We start from the raw sequence: 21,129 nt of genomic DNA, 5'->3' as shown, positions 1-21,129 counted from the left end.
GCCCCCGCAGCCCCCGGTGCGCCCGCCCGGCGGCGGCTCATCGGCCCCGGTACTTGGGCCTCTCCTTGTCGACGAACGCCTGCACCGCGATCGCGTGGTCCTCGGAGGCCCCCGCCCGCGTCTGCAGCTCGTCCTCCTTCTCCAGGGTCTCCTCCAAGGAGTGCGTGAGGCCGTACGCCACCGCCTCCTTGATCGCCGCGTACGCCACCGTCGGCCCCTCGGCGAGCGCCCGCGCGACCTTCTCGGCCTCGGTCCGCAGTTCGGCCGCGGGAACGACCCGGTTGGCGATCCCGAGCTCGTACGCCTCCTGCGCGCCGATGCTGCGCGGGAAGAGCAGCAGGTCAGCGGCCCGCCCGGGCCCCACGACGCGCGGCAGCGTCCACGAGACGCCCGAGTCCGCGGTCAGTGCGACCCCCGCGAACGACGTGTTGAAGGACGCGGTGTCCGCCACGATCCGGTAGTCCGCGGCCAGCGCGAACCCGAACCCGGCCCCGGCCGCGACCCCGTTCACGGCGGCCACCACCGGCTTGGCGGCACCCGCCAGCGCCCGCACGATCGGGTTGTAGTGGTCGCGCACGGTGCTCATGGTCTGGCCGGAGCCCGTCTCCCGGTCGGCGGCCAGCAGCCCGATGTGCTCCTTGAGGTCCTGGCCCACGCAGAACGCCCGCTCTCCGGCCGCCGTCAGCAGGATCGCCCGCACCCCCTCGTCGTCCGCGGCGGACCGCAGCGCGTCCCGGAGGGCGACCTTGGTCGCGATGCTCAGCGCGTTCATCGCCTCGGGACGGTTCAGTGTGATCGTCGCGAGTCCGTCGCTCACCTCGTAGAGCACGGTGTCGGCCATGGTTGGTCCCCTCCGGTGTCGCGGCTCCGGCGTACCGGTCGGTACGCCCTGCGTCCGAAGACAGCATGGCGGAGATCACCGGTCATGGAACGGACCCGACGTGTGACCTGCGTCAAAGAATTTCCGTCCGCATCCGGTCGGGGGACATCGGTGCAGGGGCGAAGTATCACAGGCACATCGCCGAATTGAGTGGTTTTGCTCGCGCGTGTTGCCCAAGCGATGCCGACCGATGTTGGTCATCGGGTCCTGAGATGCGGGATAATGGCTGGGAAGCAATGTGTTCGATGCCGGTGTCGCGCGTCCCCCGATGGACCGCGTGCCCCTTGAGGGGCGTCGTCGGCAGACGATGAGCTGGTTTCAGGAAGGGGAACGAGCATGGCGGCCATGAAGCCGCGGACGGGCGACGGCCCGCTCGAGGTGACCAAGGAGGGGCGGGGCATCGTCATGCGCGTTCCGCTCGAAGGCGGCGGTCGGCTTGTCGTCGAGCTGACCCCTGACGAGGCCGACGCGCTCGGCGATGCCCTCAAGAAGGTCGTCGGCTGAGGCGCAACCGGACCCCATCTTTCGGCCGCCCCGGCATCGTAGACGGTGCCGGGGCGGTCTGCTGCCGGGGGCGGCCCGCGGACACCTCCCCTGCGTGCCGCGCGCTCAGCGCTTGACCGCGCACAGCAGCCCGTCGCCCACGGGTAGCAGCGAGGGCGCCAGATCCGGGTTCTCGCGGACCGTGCGCAGCAGCTCCCGCAGTCGCAGGACCTCCGTGGGCTGCGGTCCCGAGTCCACGGTGCGGCCGTGGGCGAAGACCCCCTCGAAGACGACGAGTCCGCCCGGACGCAGCAGGCGCAACGATTCAGCGAGGTAGTCCAGGACCTCGAGCCGGTCGCCGTCGCAGAAGACGAGGTCGTAGCCGGCGTCCGCGAGCCGGGGCAGCACGTCCAGGGCCCGGCCCGGAATGAACCGGGCGCGGTTGCTCGCGAAGCCGGCGGCGCGGAAGGCGTGGCGGGCGAACTGCTGGTGCTCCGGCTCCGGGTCCACGGTGGTCAGGACGCCGTCGGGCCGCATGCCGTGCAGCAGATGGATCCCGGAGACGCCGCACCCGGTACCGATCTCCGCCACCGCCTTCGCGTCCACGGTGGCGGCGAGCAACCGCAGGGCCGCGCCCGTGCCGGGCGACACCGAGCGCAGCCCCGCCTGACGGGCCCGGTCGCGGGCCCAGCGCAGCGCGTCGTCCTCGGCGACATAGGCGTCGGCGAACGCCCAGCTCGTCTGCCGGTTGCCGGTAATGACCCTCTCCTGTCCCCGTGATTGCCTGGGCGTGACTGTATCCGTTGGCGGCGGGAACCAGCAGATGGGACCAGGCGTTGAGAAGGGTGGGAAGAGCAGCGGGTGCACGACGGGGGACAGCGGATGGACCTGGACGGCGAGCAAGTGCTGACGCAGCCGCATCAGCACACATCAAATTCTCGTAAAACCGCTTATCCGGAGCTAACGGGCGAGGTCGCTATGGTAGGTGCTCCACTGGACACCACCAGAGCCGACAGGGGAGGTGCGGCTGCGCCTGTGGGTCGGAAAGGAGTGCTGCGGCGCTTCCTCAGACCGTCGGGTGAGCCGAAATCCGTGACCGACATCGCTGACACGCACCACGCTGCTGAGACCGCGCAGACCGCGACCTTCGCCACCGACGCGGACTCGCAGGCGTGGACTCCGCCCACCTGGGAGGAGATCGTCAGCACGCACAGCGGCCGCGTCTACCGGCTGGCGTACCGCCTGACCGGAAACCAGCACGACGCCGAGGACCTCACCCAGGAAGTCTTCGTCCGGGTCTTCCGCTCCCTGTCCACGTACACGCCCGGCACCTTCGAGGGCTGGCTGCACCGCATCACCACGAACCTCTTCCTGGACATGGTCCGGCGCAAGCAGCGCATCCGCTTCGACGCGCTCGGCGAGGACGCGGCCGAGCGGCTGGCGAGCCGCGAGCCCACCCCGCAGCAGGTCTTCAACGACGCGCACTTCGACGCCGACGTCCAGCAGGCTCTGGACACGCTCGCGCCCGAGTTCCGCGCGGCCGTCGTCCTGTGCGACATCGAGGGGCTGTCGTACGAGGAGATCGCTGCGACCCTGGGCGTCAAGCTCGGCACGGTGCGTTCCCGGATCCACCGCGGCCGCTCGCAGCTGCGCAAGGCCCTGGCGCACCGCTCGCCCGAGGCCCGCGCCGAGCGCCGCTCCTTCCTGCCCCGGGTGCCCGCGCTGGGGGGAGGGGGCGCGACCGCGTGAGTGGATCCCGTCGCCCCACACCGGCCGAGCAGCATCTGGGAGACCGACTCTCCGCCCTGGTGGACGGAGAGCTCGGTCATGAGGCGCGCGAGCGGGTGCTGGCCCACCTGGCCACGTGCGCGAAGTGCAAGGCAGAGGCCGACGCGCAGCGCCGACTGAAGAACGTCTTCGCGGAGGCGGCCCCACCGCCGCCCTCCGAGAGCTTCCTGGCCCGCCTCCAGGGCCTGCCCGCGGGAGGTGACCTCGACGGCGGCGGCACGCCGCTCGGCGGGGCAGGGCTCGGCAGAGGGTTTCCGCCGGCCGCCGGGCTGCCCTCGCGCCCCGACGTCTTCGGGGTGAGCGGCGAGCCCTTCCGCTATGTCCCGTCGGGACCGCACGCCGCGGCGCTGTCCGCCGCCGAGGACCGGACCCTGGCCGGGGAGCGCGGTTTCCGTATCCATCCCGTCGGCCGTCAGGACGAGCGGCCCTCCTCGCGGGGCCTGCGGTTCGCGTTCGCCGCCGCGGGCGCCGTGTCGCTGGCCGCGGTCGCGCTCGGCGGAGTGTCGACGGGCGTGACGACCGACGTGAGCGTGGAGGCGCGCGGCGGCTCGGGCACCGGTAGCAATGTGACCCCGATGCGCTCGCCGGGGACAGGCGGCGCCACGGCACCCGACACCCTGCGCAGGCGTACCGTGGGACCCTTCATGGGACAGCGCACCCTCGGCCAGACGCCCGTCGCGTCCACGGCGTCCTCGGCTCCCCTGCTGCCTGTCGCCCCGGCTCCGGCCCCCGGTCTGCGGGACTCCTCGGAGTTGCGTGCCCTGACCACCCCCGTGGTGGCCGGAGCCGCCGCCATGTCCCCGCTCATACGTCCGCTCACCGAGACGGCACCGCTCACGCTGACCTCCTGGTCGGCCACCCCGCAGCTCAGGGCCCCCGGACTGCCGGTCGCGCCGTTGCCTACAGCGTCCGCCGACTCGCGCCCCACGCCCACCCCGCACACCGCCCGCTGAACCGGTCGTCCGCGCGGCGGCCCGGGAACCTGATTGAATCCATGGAGACCGCGCTCGTACGTGCGTTCCGGGTGCGGAACCGAGAAGTCGGCGGCGACCGCCGGCGCCGCCGTGCCGCGGGCCGGGTGTTGGGGAGAGCATGAACGAGGGGAATCCGGTCCCTGCGGACCCTGCGTGGGAAGCCGGGACGGGCTCGAATGAGGGGTCCGCCGGCGAGGGCGGCCCGGACCGTGCTGCGGGCGCGCCGGCGCGCGGTCAGGCCAACGCCGAGGGCGACTTCGAGCTGGAGCGCCCGGCTCCGGCCCCGGTGCCCCCCGGGAGCGGGGCCGCGGCCGGTGCGGCGGCGGCCGGTGCCGATGGCGCGGACGGCAGCGAGCAGGAAGGTTCCGCCGGGGGTGACGGGGGCGTCTCCCGGCAGCCGGGCACGGACGCGTACTCCACGCTCCCCGACCGTCCCCGGCCCCTCCACGACCCCGACCCCTACGGCACGCCGCCCTACGGCCAGCCGGGTCCCTGGGCCCCCGCGCCCCCCGTCCAGCACCCGGCGGCGACCCCCGCCCACGGAACGGCGCTTCCCCCGGCCCCGGTGCCGTCCGGCACGCCGGACGCGTCGGCCCCGCCCATGCCCGGGGCGATCCCTGCCGCTGTGCCGCCCCCCGACTTCAGGGCTGCTGTGCCGTTCCCCGACGCGACGCCCGTGCCGCTTACGGCCGCTGTGCCGTCCCCCGACCTCACGGCCGCCGTGTCGCCCGCCGGCGACCCGACTGCCCTGACCGCCCCGACCTCCGCATACCCGGCCGCGACCCCCTGGCAGAACTACGACCCCTGGGCGGCCCAGGCCCCCCTCCAGCAGAACGGCGCCCCGGTCGCCGGCCGGGAGCAGCGCCGCAGGCGGGCCCGGAAGACGCTCGTGCTCGGCGCCGTACTGATCGCGCTGGTGGCCGGCGCCGTCGGCGGCGTCGTCGGGGCCGCCCTGGAGCGCAACGGCGGGGTCGGTGAGGTCCGGCTGCCGCAGGCCGGCGAGGAGCCCAAGGGACGCGCCCCGGACAGCGTGGCCGGGATCGCCGCCCGCGCACTGCCCAGCGTGGTGACCCTGCACGTCAAGGGCACCGACACCGCGGGCACCGGTACCGGGTTCGTCCTCGACGAGCGGGGACACATCCTCACCAACAACCACGTCGTGGAGCCCGCCGCGGACGGCGGCCGGATATCCGTGACGTTCAACGGCGGTGAGAGCGCCAAGGCCACCGTCGTCGGCCGGGACAGCGGCTACGACCTGGCCGTGGTCAAGGTCAGCGGCGTCAGCGGCCTGCGGCCCATGCCTCTCGGCAACTCCGACAACGTGCAGGTCGGTGACCCCGTCGTCGCCATCGGGGCCCCCTTCGACCTGGCCGGCACCGTCACCTCCGGGATCATCAGCGCCAAGGAGCGGCCCATCACGGCCGGCGGGGAGAAGGGCGACGGAAGCGACGTGTCGTACGTCGACGCCCTGCAGACCGACGCCCCCATCAACCCGGGCAACTCCGGCGGCCCCCTCCTGGACGCCAAGGGCCGGGTCGTCGGCATCAACTCCGCCATCCGCTCCGCCGACAGCGCGTCGGACCAGAGCGGCCAGGCGGGATCGATCGGGCTCGGCTTCGCCATACCGGTCAACCAGGCCAGGCGGGTCGCCGAGGAGCTGATCAACACCGGCAGAGCCACCCATCCGGTGATCGGTGTCACCCTCGACATGGACTACGCGGGCGACGGCGCCCGCGTCGGTGCGAAGGGCACGGACGGCAGCCCCGCGGTCAACCCGGGCGGCCCCGGCGACAAGGCCGGCATCAAGCCCGGGGACGTCATCACGGAGGTCGACGGGGTGCGCGTCCACTCCGGAGAGGAGCTGATCGTCAGGACACGGGCCCACCGTCCCGGCGACCGTCTGGAGCTGACCGTCGCCCGCGACGGCCGGAACCGGACGATCACGCTCGTGCTCGGCTCCGCGGGCGGCGACTGACACGAACCCTGCGGGCGGGTGTCCGCGACCCGCCCGCCATGGCAAACAACCCGGAAAACCCGCCGCACACCCGCGGTCGGGATGCCGGTGCGGTACCGGTCCGGCGGGAACGCCGGGTACCGTGGATCCGGCCTGGACCACGGACGACCCGCACAGACCACCGAGGGCCGAGGACCGAGGACATCGCAAGGAGCTTCAGGTGTTCAATGACATAGGACCGCTCGAGCTGGTGACGCTCGTTGTCCTCGCCGTGCTCGTCTTCGGTCCGGACAAGCTCCCGAAGATGATCCAGGACATCACGCGCACCATTCGCAAGATCCGCGAGTTCTCGGAGAGCGCCAAGCGGGACATCCGCGACGAACTGGGTCCGGAGTTCAAGGACTTCGAGTTCGAGGACCTCAACCCCAAGACGTTCATCCGCAAGCAGCTGGACAACGACGACCTGGGGATCAAGGAGATCCGCAACGGCTTCGACCTGAAGAAGGAGATGGCCGAGATCACGGACGCCGTGCACGGCCGGGAGTCCGAAGCGCCGTCGGCCTCGTCCTCCCAGGCGTCCGCCTCCGGTTCCGTCGACATGACGAAGAAGCCCGAGAAGACCGACGCGTACGAGCACCCGCCCTTCGACGCGGACGCCACCTGAGCCGTACGCGGACATGCGCGCGGTGGCCGTATTGCGACGTGCGCAGGGCCGTACGCGCCGGGCGTTTTCCTGCAGTTCCTAACGCTGTGGTTATGCTGCCGAGTTGTTGCGCGGACCGTTTGGGGAGCGAGGACGCCCGTGGGGGGCGGGCCGCTCGGGTCCGACGAGAGCGAGGAGGCGTCCGGGCACATGGAGACGACGAGTCGGGTGGGCGCACAGGCGCCGGCCGCGGAGGGCGAACGGCAGTTCCCCTTCGCCCGGCGCACGGTCGACGGCTACCTCCAGGCATCCTTCCCGTGGTACGGCCTTGACGAGGCGTTCACGGGACCGCGCTGGCTGATGCAGGTGGGGACCTCGGGCGACGGTGCCGTGGAGCACGGTTCGGTCGGGCACGGCGATGAGCCCTCGGTGCGCAACGAGGCCACCGAGGACAAGGAGCGGTTCGCGGTCGTGGTGACGGTCGCGGCCAACCCCGTGCGGCGCAGCCCGGACGGCACGGGCCTGCTGGAGGCCACGTCGGTCTCCTCCGCGGCCTGGCTGGCGGGCGTGGGACTGCTGGCCTTCACCTGGCCCGGCCAGCTGGACCACAGTCTGCGGGACGACTGGCTGGACCAGCAGACCGAGACGGCGTGGGTCCTCGCGGACGACCTGGCCGGCCCGTCCTGGTCCACCCTCTCGCTGCCCGTGGACGGGGTTCCGACGCCCTTCCACTACCGCGAGTCCGAGTTCGGCTGGGTGCTCGCCGGCTCCACACAGGCGGGTGTGCACGTGGGGGCGTACGGCAGGGGCATGAGCGCCTACGGCCTCGGCTTCGCCGCGATCAAGGACATCGCCGCCTACGCCTAGGCGGTCCGCGCACGGCCGGAGGGGGCGCCGCCGCACGGTGGTGCCCCCTCGTCGCAGGACATCGGTTCGCGCCCCCTGCGGGGCCCTAGAACTTGTTCTTCGGCGTGATCCCCAGGGACATGCCCGACAGGCCCCTCTGCCGCCCTCCCAGCTTGCCCGCGATCGCGCGCAGGGCGGAGCCGGCCGGGGACTGCGGGTCCGTGAGGACCACGGGCCTGCCCTCGTCGCCACCCTCGCGCAGCCGGACGTCGATGGGGATGGAGCCGAGCACCGGGACCGTCGCACCAGCCGTCCGGGTCAGACCGTCCGCCACCAGCTGGCCGCCGCCCGTACCGAAGACGTCGACCATCTCGCCGCAGTGCGGGCACGGCAGCCCCGACATGTTCTCGACCACGCCCACGATCTTCTGGTGGGTCTGGACGGCGATCGCCCCGGCCCGCTCCGCGACCTCTGCGGCCGCCTGCTGCGGCGTGGTCACCACCAGGATCTCCGCGTTCGGGATGAGCTGGGCGACCGAGATCGCGATGTCGCCGGTGCCCGGCGGCAGGTCGAGCAGCAGCACGTCCAGATCGCCCCAGAACACATCGGCGAGGAACTGCTGGAGCGCGCGGTGCAGCATCGGGCCGCGCCAGACGACCGGCGCGTTGCCCGGGGTGAACATGCCGATCGAGATGACCTTCACACCGTTGGCGGACGGCGGCATGATCATGTTCTCGACCTGGGTCGGGCGGCCGTCCGCACCCAGCATGCGCGGCACGCTGTGGCCGTAGATGTCGGCGTCCACGACACCGACCTTCAGCCCGTCGGCCGCCATCGCCGCCGCGAGGTTCACCGTGACGGAGGACTTGCCCACGCCGCCCTTGCCGGAGGCCACCGCGTACACACGGGTGAGGGAGCCGGGCTTGGCGAACGGGACCTCGCGCTCGGCCTGGCCGCCGCGCAGCGCGGTCGCCAGCTCGCGGCGCTGCTCGTCGCTCATCACGTCGAGCGCGACGTCGACGCGGGTGACGCCCTCCACGCGGGAGACCGCCTCCGTGACGCGCTGCGTGATCGTCTCGCGCATGGGACAGCCCGAGACCGTCAGGTACACGGTGACCGCGACCGCTCCGTCCGCGCCGATCTCCACCGATTTGACCATCCCCAGTTCGGTGATGGGTCGCTGGATCTCGGGGTCGTTCACCGTCGCCAGTGCCTCGCGCACCGCGTCTTCCGTAGCCATAAGGACGATGGTACGGCGACCGGCGGGCCCGGTAAGCCCCTCATCGGTCTTCTGCGTCACGTCCCCGCGCCCGTTCCGCCGGGAACACGACATGTCCGTCGCCGCGCCGCTCCTCCAGGTCCTTCACGAAGTCCTGGAGCTCGGAGCGGATCCAGTCACGGGTCGCCACCTCGCCCAGGCCGGTGCGCAGCGCGGCGATCTCCCGGGTGAGGTACTCGGTGTCCGCGATCGACCGCTCGTTCTGCTTGCGGTCCTGTTCGAGGTTGACCCGGTCGCGGTCGGCCTGCCGGTTCTGGGCGAGCAGGATCAGCGGGGCCGCGTAGGAGGCCTGCAGGGACAGCATCAGCGTCAGGAAGATGAACGGATACGGGTCGAAGCGCAGGTGGTGCGGGGCGGCGATGTTCCACATCACCCACATCACGATGACGACCGTCATCCAGACGATGAACCGCCCGGTCCCCAGGAACCGCGCGATCCGCTCCGACAGACGGCCGAACGCCTCCGGGTCCCACTCGGGCAGCAGGCGGGTGCGGCGCGGCTGCGGCTGGTCGAGCCGGGGGCGACGGGGGTCCCGTCCGGCCCTGGCGAAGCCGGGAGCCCGGGCGCCGGCGGCGGTCGCGCCCGACGGGATCCTGTCGCGCTCATGCGCCATCGGAGGCCCCCTCGTCGTCGAGCTCGAACTCCGTCTCGCGCCAGTCGCCGGGCAGCATGTGGTCGAGGACGTCGTCCACGGTCACCGCGCCGAGCAGGGAGCCGGACTCGTCGACGACCGGCGCGGCCACCATGTCGTACGTCGCGAAGAACCCGGCCACCACGGGCAGTGCCGCCTCCGGGGTCAGGGGCTGCAGATCGTCGTCGAGGATCGAGCTGACGAGCGTGTAGGGCGGGTCGCGCAGGAGCCGCTGGAAGTGCACGGTACCCAGGTACTTGCCGGTCGGCGTCTCGTCCGGCGGGCGGCAGACGTACACCTGGGCGGCGAGCGCGGGGGACAGGTCGCGGTTGCGGACCCGGGCGAGCGCGTCGGCGACGGTCGCGTCGGGCCGCAGCACGATCGGCTCGGTGGTCATCAGACCGCCCGCCGTCTTCTCCTCGTACGCCATCAGGCGGCGCATGTCGGCCGCGTCGGAGGGCTGCATAAGGCTGAGCAGCCGTTCCTTCTCGTCCTCCGGCAGCTCGCCGAGCAGGTCGGCGGCGTCGTCCGGGTCCATCGCCTCCAGGACGTCCGCGGCGCGCTCCTCCTGGAGTTTGCCGAGGATCTCGATCTGGTCGTCCTCGGGCAGCTGTTCGAGGACATCGGCGAGCCGGTCGTCGTCGAGGGCGGCCGCGACCTCGGCGCGGCGCTTGGAGGAGAGGTGGTGCAGCACATTGGCGAGGTCGGCGGGGCGGAGCTGCTCGAAGGTGGCCAGCAGGCTCTCGGCGCCCTGCCCGTGCTCCTCCAGGGAGAAGCCGGTGACGGCGGACCATTCGACGGTGAGCGTCTCGCCCGCCCGTCTGCCGCCGCCCTTCCAAGGGAGCGCCGCGCGTCCTTTGTCCATGCTGCGCCGGAAGGCGCCGCCCTTCCCCTTGCGTACGAAGACCCGGTCGACCTCCCAGTCCCGGCGGGCCGGCAACTGCTGCACGGAGAGATCGAGGACCGTCACCTCCTCGCCGGTCTCGACGAGCCGGACGCGCTTGTCGAACAGTTCCCCGAAGACGAGCCGCTCGGTGGGCCGCTGCTCGAAGCGGCGGACGTTCATCACGCCGGTGGTGATGACCTGGCCGGACTCGACGCCGGTCACACGGGTCATGGGCAGGAAGATGCGGCGGCGGGTGGTGAGTTCGACGACCAGGCCGAGCAGCCGCGGGGGGCGCCGTCCGACGCGGAGCATGACGACCAGGTCCCGCACGCGTCCCACCGGGTCGCCGTTGGGGTCGAAGACGGCGACGCCGGACAGGTGCGAGACGAAGATGCGAGGGGCGCTTGCCGCCATGCCCGCGCCTCCTGTTCCGGCCGTTTTGTCCGCTCGCGTGGGCTTCAGGCTAGCCCGTCCCCATGCGGTATGCCCTGGCGAGTGGTGCGGACGGACTGGCTCCGGAAGGGCCCGCGGACACCGGTACGCTGCCGTACGCCATGAGGACACCCGCACGAGAGGCAGCCCCACCCGTGACTGCAATTCCCCAGGGCCGTACCCGCCGCGCCGCGCTGATGAGCGCGATGTACGCACTGGTCGCGATGGGTGCGGTCCTGACGGGGTGCAGTAGCGGCGATCCGGACGCCGGGACGAACGGCGTGGGCAAGCTGCCGGCCGAGAAGATCCAGAGCCGGACGCGCACGGCGGCGAAGTCGGCGCCGACGGTACGGCTGTCCGGGACCGTGGTCAGCAACGGCAGCACGTACACGCTGGACATGCGGCTCAAGGGCGACGGCGGCACCGGGTCGGTCACCTCGAAGAACGGGACGTTCCGGCTGCTGCGGGTGGGCCGGCACCTGTTCCTGAAGGCCGACGCGGCCTTCTGGAACCAGGAGGACGGTGCGGGGGAGGGCGGGGGCTCGACGGCCGTCGCGAACAAGCTCGACGGCATGTATGTGAAGGTGCCGACGCAGGACCCGGCCTACCAGCGCTTCAGCGGTTTCACCGACAAGGACGTGCTGCTGGACGGGCTCCTCACGCTGCACGGCACGCTGGCGACGGCCGGCCACCACGAGCAGGACGGCGTTCGCACCATCCGCATCACCGGCGACAAGGGCTCCGGCGGCACGCTGGACGTCTCCCTGGAGGGAACCCCCTATCCGCTGCGGCTGGTCCGCGCCGGCAACGCGGGAACGCTGCGCCTGTCGGACTGGGGCAAGGGCTTCACCCTCCAGGAGCCACCGAAGAACGAGACGCTCGACTACGGGAAGCAACTGCCGTCGTCGTGAGCGGGCGGGACCCCGCCGACTGCGGGGCGGGGTCCGTCGGCCGACGCCGGCAGCCGGACGCCCGGGGCCGACGCCGAGCGGGCCCGGCGAGGTGCGGTTCGGCAGCGTCCCAGAGGGCGGGGTTGTGCCGATGTGCGGCTCCGCCGCGCGGGCGTGACCAGCCTCCCCCAAGCTCTCAACTACGTTCGAGCAGGGGCGCCCCCATCGCACCCGCGGGTGATGCGCCGGACTTCCACCGGAGCGCTCAGCGGCGTTTGCGCAGCAGGAGCCGGGGCAGGGCCGCGGGGACCGGACGGCGGGTCGTCGCCGGGGTCGGTGGCGGCGGGGCCGCGAGCGAACCCTCCGGCAGCGGCACCGTCGTGCCCCGCGGCTCCAGGCGCAGGATCCGGCACTCCCGGCGCCACCGCTCCGGCATCCCCTCCCCGTCACGGGCGTTCAGCCGTTTGCCCTTCAGCTCGGCCACCGCACCCTCCCACTCGGGGGAGCCCGGTGCGAGTTCCGTCACCGTCGCGGGCCAGACGACGATCCGGCCGCCCTTGTCCTTGCTGCGGACCGTGACGACCGCGTCCCCGCCGTCGACCAGGCCGGGCAGCGGCTGCTCACCGGGACCGTCGCCCACCACGCACGCCGCGCCCTCGTGCCATACATGCCACAGCGCCCGTGCCACCTGGAGGCCCGCGGCGGACGAGGGCGCGCCCTGGACCCAGATCAGCCCGGACTTCTTGGTGGCCTCCTCGACGAGGGCCCGGTCGAGCAGCTCGCTTGTCATGCGCCCAGCCTAGTGGGGCCCCTCACAGCCAGCCGTTGCGCTTCAGCGTGCGGTGGATGCCCAGACAGATGGCCACCGTGATCGTCATGATCACCGGGTAGCCGTACCTCCAGTGCAGCTCGGGCATGTATGTGAAGTTCATCCCGTACACCCCGCACACCATCGTGGGCACGGCGATGATCGCCGCCCACGCCGTGATCTTGCGCATGTCCTCGTTCTGCGCGACGGACGCCTGCGCCAGATTGGCCTGGAGGATCGAGTTCAGAAGCTCGTCGAAGCCCGCCACCTGCTCGTGGACCCGGGCGACATGGTCGGCGACATCGCGGAAGTACTTCTGGATGTCGGGGTCGATCAGCCGCATAGGGCGCTCGCTCAGCAACTGCATCGGCCGCAGCAGCGGCGCCACCGCCCGCTTGAACTCCAGCACCTCGCGCTTGAGTTGGTAGATACGGCTGGCGTCGGTGCCCCGGGGCGTGCCCTTGCGGCCCGGTGAGAAGACCTCCGTCTCCACCTCGTCGATGTCGTCCTGCACCGCGTCCGCCACCGCGATGTACCCGTCCACGACGTGGTCGGCGATCGCGTGCAGCACGGCCGAGGGGCCCTTGGTGAGCAACTCGGGATCGTCCTGCAGCCGGTGCCGCAGCGCCCGCAGCGAGCCCTGTCCGCCGTGCCGGACGGTGATGAAGAAGTGCCGTCCGGTGAAGCACATGACCTCACCGGTCTCGACGACCTCGCTGTTGGCGCTCAGCCGGTCGTGCTCGACGTAGTGGATGGTCTTGAAGACCGTGAACAGGGAGTCGTCGTACCGCTCCAGTTTCGGCCGCTGGTGCGCCTGCACCGCGTCCTCGACCGCGAGCGGGTGCAGCCCGAACTCACTGGCGATACCGGCGAATTCGGCCTCGGTCGGCTCGTGCAGCCCGATCCACACGAAGCCTCCGTCGCGCCGCACCAGCCGCATGGCCTCGTGCGGGGACAGCGGCTTCTGCGTCTCGACGCGGACGCCGTCGCGGTAGACGGCGCAGTCGACGACGGCGGACGCCGCCGCGGGGTCGCGCGTGGTGTCGTACGTGACGCCGTCCTTGCGCAGGGAGGGGCGGGAGGGACGGACCGCGGCGCGCAGGTCACGGATCATGGACATGGCGGGCTCCTTCGCAGCGAGCAGCGAAAGGCGCCGGGGACGGTTGGAACTGCCCGGAATGGGGACGTCCTGACAAGAAGTCTCCTCCCCCTTCAGGGAAGGATGTTTGGCACGTCCACAAAGCGGGGAGCACCGCACCGTCGCGGTGGCGGACTTTGCTGCTGATTCAGATCAGGCAAGGCGAAACGAAGTGCTCTTCCGCGACGCACCGAGGCATCCGGGGCGGGTCCGGAGGGATCCGCGGGGAATCACGGCGCGAGTGTTGAGAGGCGGCAGCCAGCCAGAGCCAGAGCAGCTACATCAGCGGCCGGAAGAGCGGGTGCTACTGCACGGTCGACTTCGATCCATGACAGCCCCACCTCCTCCGGCCGGTCCCCCGTGAGGGAGTCTCATCGGCGTCGGGACTCGATAGCTCCGCTTCTGCGTGCTGCCCCGAACCACCGCGCAAGAGTATCAGCCGACCGAAGTGTCAAGGCGCGGCTTTGCCCGGTGCTGACGAGTTCTATGCTCGCGCCATGGCTGATGTTCTTCCTCTGGTCGAGGCCCGGTTGCGCACCGCGCTGGGTGAACCGGACGCGCGCGCCGCTGTCACCTTCCTCGGCACGGACCGCATCGAGGTGCTGCGTTTCCAGGAGGGCGACATCGTCCGCTACGCCACGCTCGGCATGTCCGCGTACCCCATGACGGACCCGACGGCGACGCACGCCGACCCCGTGAAGGGGCCGCGCGCCGAACTGCTCCTCTCGGTCCGTGCGGGCTCGGCCGACACCGACAAGGTGCTCCGCCCGCTCGCCGTGCTCGCCGCGTCCCCGCAGGTCGAGGGGGTGATCGTGGCGCCCGGCGGCTCGCTGGACGTGGGCGGGCCGCTGTGGCCGGGAGCCCCGTTCACCTCGGTCCTGGTCGCCGAACCGGGCGGCCTGGTCGAGGACCTGGAGCTGGAGGAGCCGCTGGAGCCCGTACGGTTCCTGCCGCTGCTGCCGATGACCGCGAACGAGGCAGCCTGGAAGCGGGTGCACGGCGCCCGGGCCCTCCAGGAGCGCTGGCTGGCGAACGGGACGGATCTGCGGGATCCCTCCCGCCGTTCCGTCCCGCTGGAGTGACGAAACTCACCGGCGCCCCGGGCTCACCGGCACCCCGGCCGGAGCCGGCGCGGATTCGAGGGTGTGCGGAAGGGCGAGCGAGGTGCGCCGTACGAGGATCACGAGCGCGCCCGCGGTCGCCCAGACGGCCTTCGGCTGGCGCAGGATCCCGCCCGCCCCCGGTTCCAGGGGGTCCGTCGGGGCCGAGCCCGTGGCGGGGCCGGCTGCGCTGCTGCTCATGCCTCTCCTCAGGGTTCTCAAGATGGTCGGCGGACGCGCATATCAAGTTAGAGACTCTAATTAATGTAATATGCATCTACTTTTGCCGGTGGTGCTGGGTGTGACAGCACACGCCGGACGGGTGATCGTCCTTGACGCGGCGCTGGACGGGGAGGACCGTGGAGCCCTATGAGGGGCGAACCCAGTTGCCCGAAGTGTGGTGGCCGGGTCAGGGCTCCCGGACTCTTTGCCGACTCCTGGCAGTGCGATGTGCACGGGACCGTGCATCCGCTGCAGCCCGTGATCCCGCCCAGCGTCGAGGCGCTCAGTGTCGTGGTGCACCGCGCCCAGGTCCCGGTGTGGATGCCGTGGCCACTGCCCGTAGGCTGGCTGTTCACGGGCGTGGCGTACGCGGGAGACGACCGCAGCGGCGGCCGTGCCACGGCCGTGGCCTGCTCGGGTCCGGGGCCGCTGGGCGGAGTGGGTGAGCTGATCCTCGTCGCCGAGGAGCTGGGGGTCGGGCTCGGCGCGCGCTACGCGGGCACGGACGGCCCCGACCCCGGCCCGTACATCAACGTCGAGAAGCCGCCCCAGGCCAAGGTGCTGGCCGCCGGACGCCCCACGCCGCTGTGGCACGTCTCGGGCACCCCGGACGACCGCGCGGTCTTCGCGGGCGAGGCGCGCGGCCTGTGGCTGTGGGCCGTCGTCTGGCCCGAGCAGTCGGGTCTGCTGATGTACGACGAACTGGTGCTGACGGATGTGCGGGACGCGGGTGCGGAGGTGGACCTGCTGCCCTGCGGGGCGCTGTCGCCGCGTCTGCTCGAACCGTGAGGCGGGGTCTGCGGTGCGTGTAGGGGGCGCACCAGGGCCGCGGGTGTGACAGGAGACCCTCGGGGCCCGTTATCCTTGAGCGTCCCCTTCCGTCCCGTCGCCGCCTGGAGTCCGCGTCGTGCGCATCGATCTGCACACCCACTCCACCGCATCCGACGGTACGGACACCCCGGCCGAGCTGGTGCTGGGCGCCGCTGCCGCCGGACTGGACGTCGTCGCGCTCACCGACCACGACACCACGCGCGGGCACGCGGAGGCGATCGCGGCGCTGCCGGAGGGGCTGACCCTCGTCACCGGCGCCGAGCTCTCGTGCCGCCTGGACGGCATCAGCATGCACATGCTGGCCTACCTCTTCGATCCCGAGGAGCCCGACCTGCTCGCCGAGCGCGAGCTGGTGCGGGACGACCGGGTGCCGCGGGCCCACGCGATCATCGCCAAGCTCCAGGAGCTGGGTGTGCCGGTCACCTGGGAGCAGGTGGCGCGCATCGTCGGCGACGGCTCGGTCGGGCGGCCGCACATCGCCTCCGCCCTGGTCGAGCTGGGCGTCGTGGGCAGCGTCTCGGACGCGTTCACCCCCAGGTGGCTGGCCGACGGCGGCCGCGCCTACGTCGCGAAGCACGAGAGCGACCCCTTCGAGGCGATCCGGCTGGTCAAGGCCGCGGGCGGGGTCACCGTCTTCGCGCACCCGGCCGCCTCGAAGCGCGGACGGACCGTGCCGGAGTCCGCCATCGCGGACCTCGCCGCCGCCGGGCTCGACGGCATCGAGGTCGACCACATGGACCACGGCCGGGCGACGCGCGCCCGGCTGCGCGGTCTCGCGGACGAGCTGGGGCTCCTCGCCACCGGCTCCTCCGACTACCACGGCAGCCGCAAGACGTGCGCGCTCGGGGAGTACACCACCGATCCCGAGGTGTACGGGGAGATCACCCGGCGGGCCACCGGCGCGTTCCCGGTGCCGGGCACCGGCGGACGTCGCTCGACCCGCTAGCTCCCGGTCCCCGTCGGCACCGGGACCCGCCCTCCGCACGGCATCCGGATGCATCCGGCGTCCGTCACGTGCCCCACCGCTGCGTGCCCACGCGCGCAACGACCTCCCCGGCGACCGCGGCCCGTCCGCTGCCGCGCGCCCAGTTCTTACTCCCCGCAAGGCCCTCCATGTTCGACGCAGCCGTCTTCGGTTCCCTCTTCCTCACCCTCTTCGTGATCATGGATCCCCCCGGGATCACCCCGATCTTCCTCGCGCTCACCGCCGGGCGTCCCGTCAAGGTGCAGAGGCGGATGGCCTTCCAGGCCGTCTGCGTGGCCGCCGGTGTCATCGCGGTGTTCGGTGTGCTCGGCCACCAGATCCTCGCCTACCTGCATGTCTCCGTGCCCGCCCTGATGATCGCGGGCGGGCTGCTGCTCTTGCTGATCGCCCTGGACCTGCTGACCGGCAAGTCGGACGAACCGAAGCAGACCAAGGACGTCAATGTCGCACTGGTACCGCTCGGCATGCCGCTGCTGGCCGGGCCGGGCGCCATCGTGTCCGTGATCCTCGCGGTCCAGAAGGCGGACAGCGTGGGCACCCAGATGTCCGTGTGGACGGCGATTCTCGCGATCCACCTCGTGCTGTGGCTGGTCATGCGCCACTCGCTGCTGATCATCCGCCTGATCAAGGACGGCGGTGTCGTGCTGGTGACACGGCTCGCCGGCATGATGCTCTCCGCGATCGCCGTGCAACAGATCATCAACGGTGTCACCCAGGTCGTCCACGGCAGCTGAGCCGCCCGGCGGGCCCGGTACGCGCAAAGCCCCGCACGGCATCGCTGCCGTGCGGGGCCCCGGAGTTCGGCGTGCGTCTGTGCGGCGGATTACGAGGCGGGCGATTCGGCCGGGCGGATCCAGAGTCGCTGCCCGATGGCCGCGGCCTGCTGAACGATCTGCTTGACGGAGGCGGCGTCCACGACGGTGGTGTCCACGGGCGTGCCGTCGATGTCGTCGAGTCGCATGATTTCGAAGCGCAAGAGGCTTCTCCCTTCGTCTGGTCATCCTCCTGAGGAGAACTACTGGTGGGTGAGCGCGGAGAGTCGTCTTCCCGCTCCTGTACGAATACAACGGGATGCCCGTTGCAAACATTCCCTACGCTAAGGAAAATTTTCGAGTCGCTAACTACTGACCGGTAAGAGACCGGATGTATGCGAAGTGTGTTCACGGTGCACTGATCGGGACCGGTTGTGTTCGCAGTGTGACCGCCGGGACAATGAGGGCATATGAACGACGACCTGGTGGCGCTCGGCGCCCGTATCGACCGTACGAACGAGCTGCTCCAGCGCATGCTCGCCGAGGTGGCGAAGACGCCCTCGACCCATGCGATCTTCGTCGATGCCGGCTATCTGTATGCGGCCGCGGGACGGCTCGTCGCCGGCACCGAGGACCGCCGGGCCTTCGACCTCGACGCCGAGGGGCTGATCGAGGCGCTCATCGACAAGGCGCGCACGATCTTCGCGGACAGCCGGCTGCTGCGCGTGTACTGGTACGACGGCGCGAGGCGCCGCATCCACACGGCGGAACAGCAGTCCATCGCCGAACTCCCGGACGTCAAGGTGCGGCTGGGCAACCTCAACGCGAACAACCAGCAAAAGGGTGTCGACTCCCTCATCCGCTCCGACCTGGAATCACTGGCCCGGCACCGCGCCATCAGCGACGCGGCCCTGATCGGCGGCGACGAGGACCTGGTGTCGGCGGTCGAGGCGGCGCAGGGGTACGGGGCGCGGGTGCACCTGTGGGGTGTCGAGGCGCCCGAGGGCCGCAACCAGGCGGAGCCGCTGCTGTGGGAGGTCGACAGCCAGCGCACCCTCGAACTGGACTTCTTCAAGCCGTATGTGTCCCGGCGGACGGCCGTGCCGCACGAGCCGTCGTCCGCGGCCCGCCCCTCGCGCGAGGAGGTGCGGTTCGTCGGCGCGCAGATCGCGGCGAAGTGGCTGGCGGCGCGGGGCCGCGAGGCGCTGGTGGACCTGCTGCCCGGACACCCGTACCTGCCCGGCTCGGTAGACCAGGACCTGCTGGTCGAGGCGGAGGGGATGCTGCAGTACTCGCTCCGCGGCCAGCCCGACCTGCGGCGCGCGCTGCGGGACGGCTTCTGGGAGCACCTGCAGGCGCAGTACTAGTGCTCCGGCAGGCGACGTTCGCCCCGTCGCGACGCCCGGCACGCTCCCCCGGGTTCTTCGAGCAGGGACACCCCACTCGCCGCACCGGCCGAAAGCCCGGGTACGTCCGGTACGAGGACTTCCGGCCGGCACGCCGAGAGCACGCTCCCCCACGCCCGGCTCCGCTCGCGCGGGCGGTGCCCCCACGACGCCGCTCCCCGACGGGCAGACCTCGCCTGCCGGAGCACTAGGGGGTGTTTCGAAAGTCCTGTGCGGTGCCCGCGGTGTCCGGTGCGTGCTCTCGGCGTGCCGGACGAAGGCCCTCGTACCGGACGTGCTTGGGGTTTCGGCCGGTGCGGCGAGTGGGGGTGCCCCCTGTTCGAAGAGCTTGGGGGAGCGTGCCGGGCGCCGTGGGTGCTGTGCGGGACTTTCGAAACACCCCCTAGTACGACGAGAGGCCGCACCGGTCCGGGGCCTGAGCGGGGTCTCAGGAGTGCAGCTCCCAGAAGGCGGTGAGGGCGCGGGCCGTCCGTTCGGGCTGGTCGGTGTTGGGGGAGTGTTCCGCCTGCGCCACCACGGTGCGGTGGGCGCCCAGCCGGACGGCCATGTCGTCCAGGAGCGGGACCGGCCAGGTGTCGTCACGCTCACCGGACAGCACGTGCACCGGCAGGCCGACGGCGGCCAGTTCGTCCACGCGGTCAGGTTCCATGCACAGCTGCCGTCCCGTGGCGATGAGCTGGGCGGGACTGTTGCCGAGCCAGCGGCGGCGCAGGTCCTCCCCGTCGAGGAGGCCCTCGTCGATGTCCCCGGGGTCGTCCGCCGGCGGCTCCATGGCCTGGATCGCGTCCCAGACCTGGGCCATGTCCAGGACGGCGAGCGCGTCGTGCAGCAGCTTCACGCGCTCCTGCTGCGGGACGGAGATCCGGGCGGGGCCGGAGGCCATGAGGGTGAGCGAGACGAACGGGGCGGCGTCGAGGAGAACGGCAGCGCGGGCGATCTGACCGCCGAGGGAGTGCCCGAGCAGATGCACGGGCGCGCCCACGGCGTGTGCCTGCGCGATCACGTCGAGCGCCAACTCGGCCTGCGCGTAAGGAGCCTCGTCTTCCCGGGAGCCGGGCGACTCGTGCTGCCCCCGCCCGTCGACGGCGACCGTGCGGTATCCGGCCGCCGCGAGGAGCGGCTGCAGGGCGATGAAGTCCTCCTTGCTCCCGGTGAACCCGGGCAGCAGCAGGACCGTCCCCCTGATGTGCACCGTCACCGCGTCCGCCTCGAGCGCGGCGAACTCGCCGCGCGCCGTACCGAGCAGGCGGGCCCGGACGCCCGGGGGCGGGGTGAAGGTGGGGGGACGGCTCATGAGGCTGAGGTTACCGGGCGGTCGGGGCCGGTGGGGGTGGAGTGCGGCGGAGTGCGGAGGACATCACGGTGGGCAGAGCGCGGGGAGCCGCGGGAACGCCGACGGCCCGGCTCCCCGGGGCGGGGGAGCCGGGCCGTCGCTGACCGTCCCGTCAGCCCTCCGCCGGCTCCGCGGCCTTCCGCGTCCGCCGCCGGGGCTTCGTCGGAGCCTCGTCGGTCTGCGCCGGAATCTCCGCCTCCGGGGCCACCGCCTTACGGGTGCGGCGCCGGGGCTTGACCTCGGCCTCCTCGACGACCACCTGCGCGGGAATCGCCGCCTCGGCGGCGGGTGCCGTGTCCGCGGTCTTGCGGGTGCGTCGGCGCGGCTTGGCCGCCGTGGCCTCGGTGCCCTCGGCGGTGTCCACCGCGGCTTCGGCGGCCGCCTCGGCGGTCTTGCGGGTGCGTCGGCGCGGCTTGGCCTCCGGCTCTTCCGCCTCCCCCGCAGGGGCGGTCTGGGCCGTCTTACGGGCGCGCCGTGGCTTCGCCGGCGCCTCGCCCTCCGCCGTAACGCCCTCCGCCGTCTCGACCGCGGCCTCCGCCGCCTTGCGCGTACGACGGCGCGGCTTGGCCGGAGTCTCGGCGACCGCTTCGTCCACGACGGCCGGCGCCTCGGCGGCGGGTGCCGTGTCCGCGGTCTTGCGGGTGCGTCGGCGCGGCTTGGCCGCTGCGGCCTCGGTGCCCTCGGCGGTGTCCACCGCGGCTTCGGCGGCCGCCTCGGCGCTCTTGCGGGTGCGGCGGCGGCGCGGCATGGCCGGCTCGGCCGGTGCTGCGGCACCCTCCGCCCTGTCCGCGGCCGCTTCCGCGGCCTCCGGAGCCGTCGGCTCCACCGCCTCCGGCACCGGGGCGAGCGCCTCGGTCACCGCCGCGGC

Annotated in this window: 22 protein-coding genes and 1 pseudogene; 12 read left to right on the top strand and 11 right to left on the bottom strand. The window is 72.1% G+C overall.

Annotation, left to right across the window (positions count from 1 at the left end):
- Positions 1–37 precede the first annotated feature (37 nt).
- Positions 38–841, bottom strand: a complete 804-nt coding sequence (gene chcB / locus ACFSL4_RS34035; protein ID WP_381091533.1) for a 2-cyclohexenylcarbonyl CoA isomerase — start codon at positions 839–841, stop codon at positions 38–40.
- A gap of 375 nt (positions 842–1,216) precedes the next feature.
- Here chcB and ACFSL4_RS34030 point away from each other — a divergent pair, with 375 nt between their 5' ends.
- Positions 1,217–1,384, top strand: coding sequence for a DUF3117 domain-containing protein (locus tag ACFSL4_RS34030; protein WP_003966491.1), 168 nt, complete (start codon positions 1,217–1,219; stop codon positions 1,382–1,384).
- Positions 1,385–1,489: 105 nt separating this feature from the next.
- On the opposite strand, the gene ACFSL4_RS34025 is transcribed toward ACFSL4_RS34030, so the two are convergent.
- Entirely contained in the window at positions 1,490–2,290 is an 801-nt protein-coding gene (locus ACFSL4_RS34025; protein WP_381091531.1) for an O-methyltransferase, read from the bottom strand.
- A 123-nt stretch (positions 2,291–2,413) separates the two neighbouring features.
- Here ACFSL4_RS34025 and sigE point away from each other — a divergent pair, with 123 nt between their 5' ends.
- The 5 genes from sigE to ACFSL4_RS34000 all read left to right on the top strand — a co-directional run bounded on the left by sigE (position 2,414) and on the right by ACFSL4_RS34000 (position 7,589).
- Positions 2,414–3,112, top strand: coding sequence for an RNA polymerase sigma factor SigE (gene sigE, locus ACFSL4_RS34020; RefSeq protein ID WP_381091534.1), 699 nt, complete (start codon positions 2,414–2,416; stop codon positions 3,110–3,112).
- On the top strand, positions 3,109–4,104 hold the full coding sequence (locus ACFSL4_RS34015) for an anti-sigma factor family protein (protein WP_381091529.1): 996 nt from the start codon (positions 3,109–3,111) through the stop codon (positions 4,102–4,104). The genes sigE and ACFSL4_RS34015 overlap by 4 nt, the downstream gene beginning before the upstream one ends.
- A 139-nt stretch (positions 4,105–4,243) precedes the next feature.
- The gene (locus ACFSL4_RS34010) at positions 4,244–6,100 is read left to right on the top strand and encodes a trypsin-like peptidase domain-containing protein (protein ID WP_381091527.1); all 1,857 of its coding nucleotides are present in this window, start codon (positions 4,244–4,246) and stop codon (positions 6,098–6,100) included.
- A gap of 199 nt (positions 6,101–6,299) precedes the next feature.
- Positions 6,300–6,743, top strand: a complete 444-nt coding sequence (locus ACFSL4_RS34005) for a sec-independent translocase (protein WP_381091525.1) — start codon at positions 6,300–6,302, stop codon at positions 6,741–6,743.
- Between the two features lie 189 nt (positions 6,744–6,932).
- Positions 6,933–7,589, top strand: coding sequence for a hypothetical protein (locus tag ACFSL4_RS34000; RefSeq protein WP_381091524.1), 657 nt, complete (start codon positions 6,933–6,935; stop codon positions 7,587–7,589).
- Between the two features lie 85 nt (positions 7,590–7,674).
- Here the strand turns inward: ACFSL4_RS34000 and ACFSL4_RS33995 are convergent, their stop codons facing one another.
- From ACFSL4_RS33995 to ACFSL4_RS33985, 3 genes are read right to left on the bottom strand one after another with little or no spacing between them, the layout of a single operon-like run.
- Positions 7,675–8,808, bottom strand: a complete 1,134-nt coding sequence (locus tag ACFSL4_RS33995; protein ID WP_381091522.1) for an Mrp/NBP35 family ATP-binding protein — start codon at positions 8,806–8,808, stop codon at positions 7,675–7,677.
- Positions 8,809–8,848: 40 nt separating this feature from the next.
- Positions 8,849–9,460, bottom strand: a complete 612-nt coding sequence (locus ACFSL4_RS33990) for a DUF1003 domain-containing protein (protein ID WP_381091520.1) — start codon at positions 9,458–9,460, stop codon at positions 8,849–8,851.
- Positions 9,450–10,778 (bottom strand): magnesium transporter MgtE N-terminal domain-containing protein, encoded by a 1,329-nt coding sequence (locus ACFSL4_RS33985; RefSeq protein WP_381091518.1) that lies wholly within the window; start codon positions 10,776–10,778, stop codon positions 9,450–9,452. The genes ACFSL4_RS33990 and ACFSL4_RS33985 overlap by 11 nt, the downstream gene beginning before the upstream one ends.
- A 173-nt stretch (positions 10,779–10,951) precedes the next feature.
- Between ACFSL4_RS33985 and ACFSL4_RS33980 the strand changes: the two genes are divergently transcribed.
- A complete protein-coding gene (locus ACFSL4_RS33980) occupies positions 10,952–11,707 on the top strand; it encodes a hypothetical protein (RefSeq protein ID WP_381091517.1) in 756 nt (251 codons plus the stop codon).
- A gap of 244 nt (positions 11,708–11,951) precedes the next feature.
- Here the strand turns inward: ACFSL4_RS33980 and ACFSL4_RS33975 are convergent, their stop codons facing one another.
- Together ACFSL4_RS33975 and ACFSL4_RS33970 are read right to left on the bottom strand one after the other, a co-directional pair.
- The gene (locus ACFSL4_RS33975; protein WP_381091515.1) at positions 11,952–12,476 is read right to left on the bottom strand and encodes a hypothetical protein; all 525 of its coding nucleotides are present in this window, start codon (positions 12,474–12,476) and stop codon (positions 11,952–11,954) included.
- A 22-nt stretch (positions 12,477–12,498) separates the two neighbouring features.
- The gene (locus tag ACFSL4_RS33970) at positions 12,499–13,614 is read right to left on the bottom strand and encodes a magnesium and cobalt transport protein CorA (protein ID WP_381091513.1); all 1,116 of its coding nucleotides are present in this window, start codon (positions 13,612–13,614) and stop codon (positions 12,499–12,501) included.
- A 515-nt stretch (positions 13,615–14,129) separates the two neighbouring features.
- Between ACFSL4_RS33970 and ACFSL4_RS33965 the strand changes: the two genes are divergently transcribed.
- Entirely contained in the window at positions 14,130–14,714 is a 585-nt protein-coding gene (locus ACFSL4_RS33965; protein WP_381091512.1) for a suppressor of fused domain protein, read from the top strand.
- A 6-nt stretch (positions 14,715–14,720) separates the two neighbouring features.
- On the opposite strand, the gene ACFSL4_RS33960 is transcribed toward ACFSL4_RS33965, so the two are convergent.
- Positions 14,721–14,933, bottom strand: a complete 213-nt coding sequence (locus tag ACFSL4_RS33960; protein WP_381091510.1) for a hypothetical protein — start codon at positions 14,931–14,933, stop codon at positions 14,721–14,723.
- Positions 14,934–15,101: 168 nt separating this feature from the next.
- Here ACFSL4_RS33960 and ACFSL4_RS33955 point away from each other — a divergent pair, with 168 nt between their 5' ends.
- The 3 genes from ACFSL4_RS33955 (at position 15,102) to ACFSL4_RS33945 (ending at position 17,504) form a co-directional block, all read left to right on the top strand.
- The gene (locus tag ACFSL4_RS33955) at positions 15,102–15,743 is read left to right on the top strand and encodes a DUF6758 family protein (RefSeq protein WP_381091508.1); all 642 of its coding nucleotides are present in this window, start codon (positions 15,102–15,104) and stop codon (positions 15,741–15,743) included.
- 118 nt (positions 15,744–15,861) lie between these two features.
- Complete coding sequence (locus ACFSL4_RS33950; protein WP_381091507.1) at positions 15,862–16,731, top strand: PHP domain-containing protein; 870 nt, start codon at positions 15,862–15,864, stop codon at positions 16,729–16,731.
- 167 nt (positions 16,732–16,898) lie between these two features.
- Positions 16,899–17,504 carry a MarC family protein gene (locus tag ACFSL4_RS33945; protein ID WP_381091505.1) on the top strand — a complete coding sequence of 202 codons (606 nt, stop codon included), beginning with the start codon at positions 16,899–16,901 and terminating at the stop codon, positions 17,502–17,504.
- 89 nt (positions 17,505–17,593) lie between these two features.
- On the opposite strand, the gene ACFSL4_RS33940 is transcribed toward ACFSL4_RS33945, so the two are convergent.
- Positions 17,594–17,746: a hypothetical protein gene (locus ACFSL4_RS33940; protein WP_381091504.1), complete on the bottom strand. Its 153-nt coding sequence runs from the start codon at positions 17,744–17,746 to the stop codon at positions 17,594–17,596.
- Positions 17,747–17,992: 246 nt separating this feature from the next.
- Here ACFSL4_RS33940 and ACFSL4_RS33935 point away from each other — a divergent pair, with 246 nt between their 5' ends.
- Entirely contained in the window at positions 17,993–18,889 is an 897-nt protein-coding gene (locus ACFSL4_RS33935) for an NYN domain-containing protein (RefSeq protein WP_381091502.1), read from the top strand.
- Positions 18,890–19,355: 466 nt separating this feature from the next.
- On the opposite strand, the gene ACFSL4_RS33930 is transcribed toward ACFSL4_RS33935, so the two are convergent.
- Both ACFSL4_RS33930 and ACFSL4_RS33925 read right to left on the bottom strand, forming a co-directional pair.
- On the bottom strand, positions 19,356–20,222 hold the full coding sequence (locus ACFSL4_RS33930; protein WP_381091500.1) for an alpha/beta fold hydrolase: 867 nt from the start codon (positions 20,220–20,222) through the stop codon (positions 19,356–19,358).
- A gap of 151 nt (positions 20,223–20,373) precedes the next feature.
- Positions 20,374–21,129 (bottom strand): annotated as a pseudogene (locus ACFSL4_RS33925) (DEAD/DEAH box helicase); the annotation flags it as partial.

It is taken from the genome of Streptomyces caeni (assembly GCF_042678285.1).
Lineage (GTDB): Bacteria > Actinomycetota > Actinomycetes > Streptomycetales > Streptomycetaceae > Streptomyces > Streptomyces caeni.
This window is presented reverse-complemented; position numbering and strand designations above follow the sequence as displayed.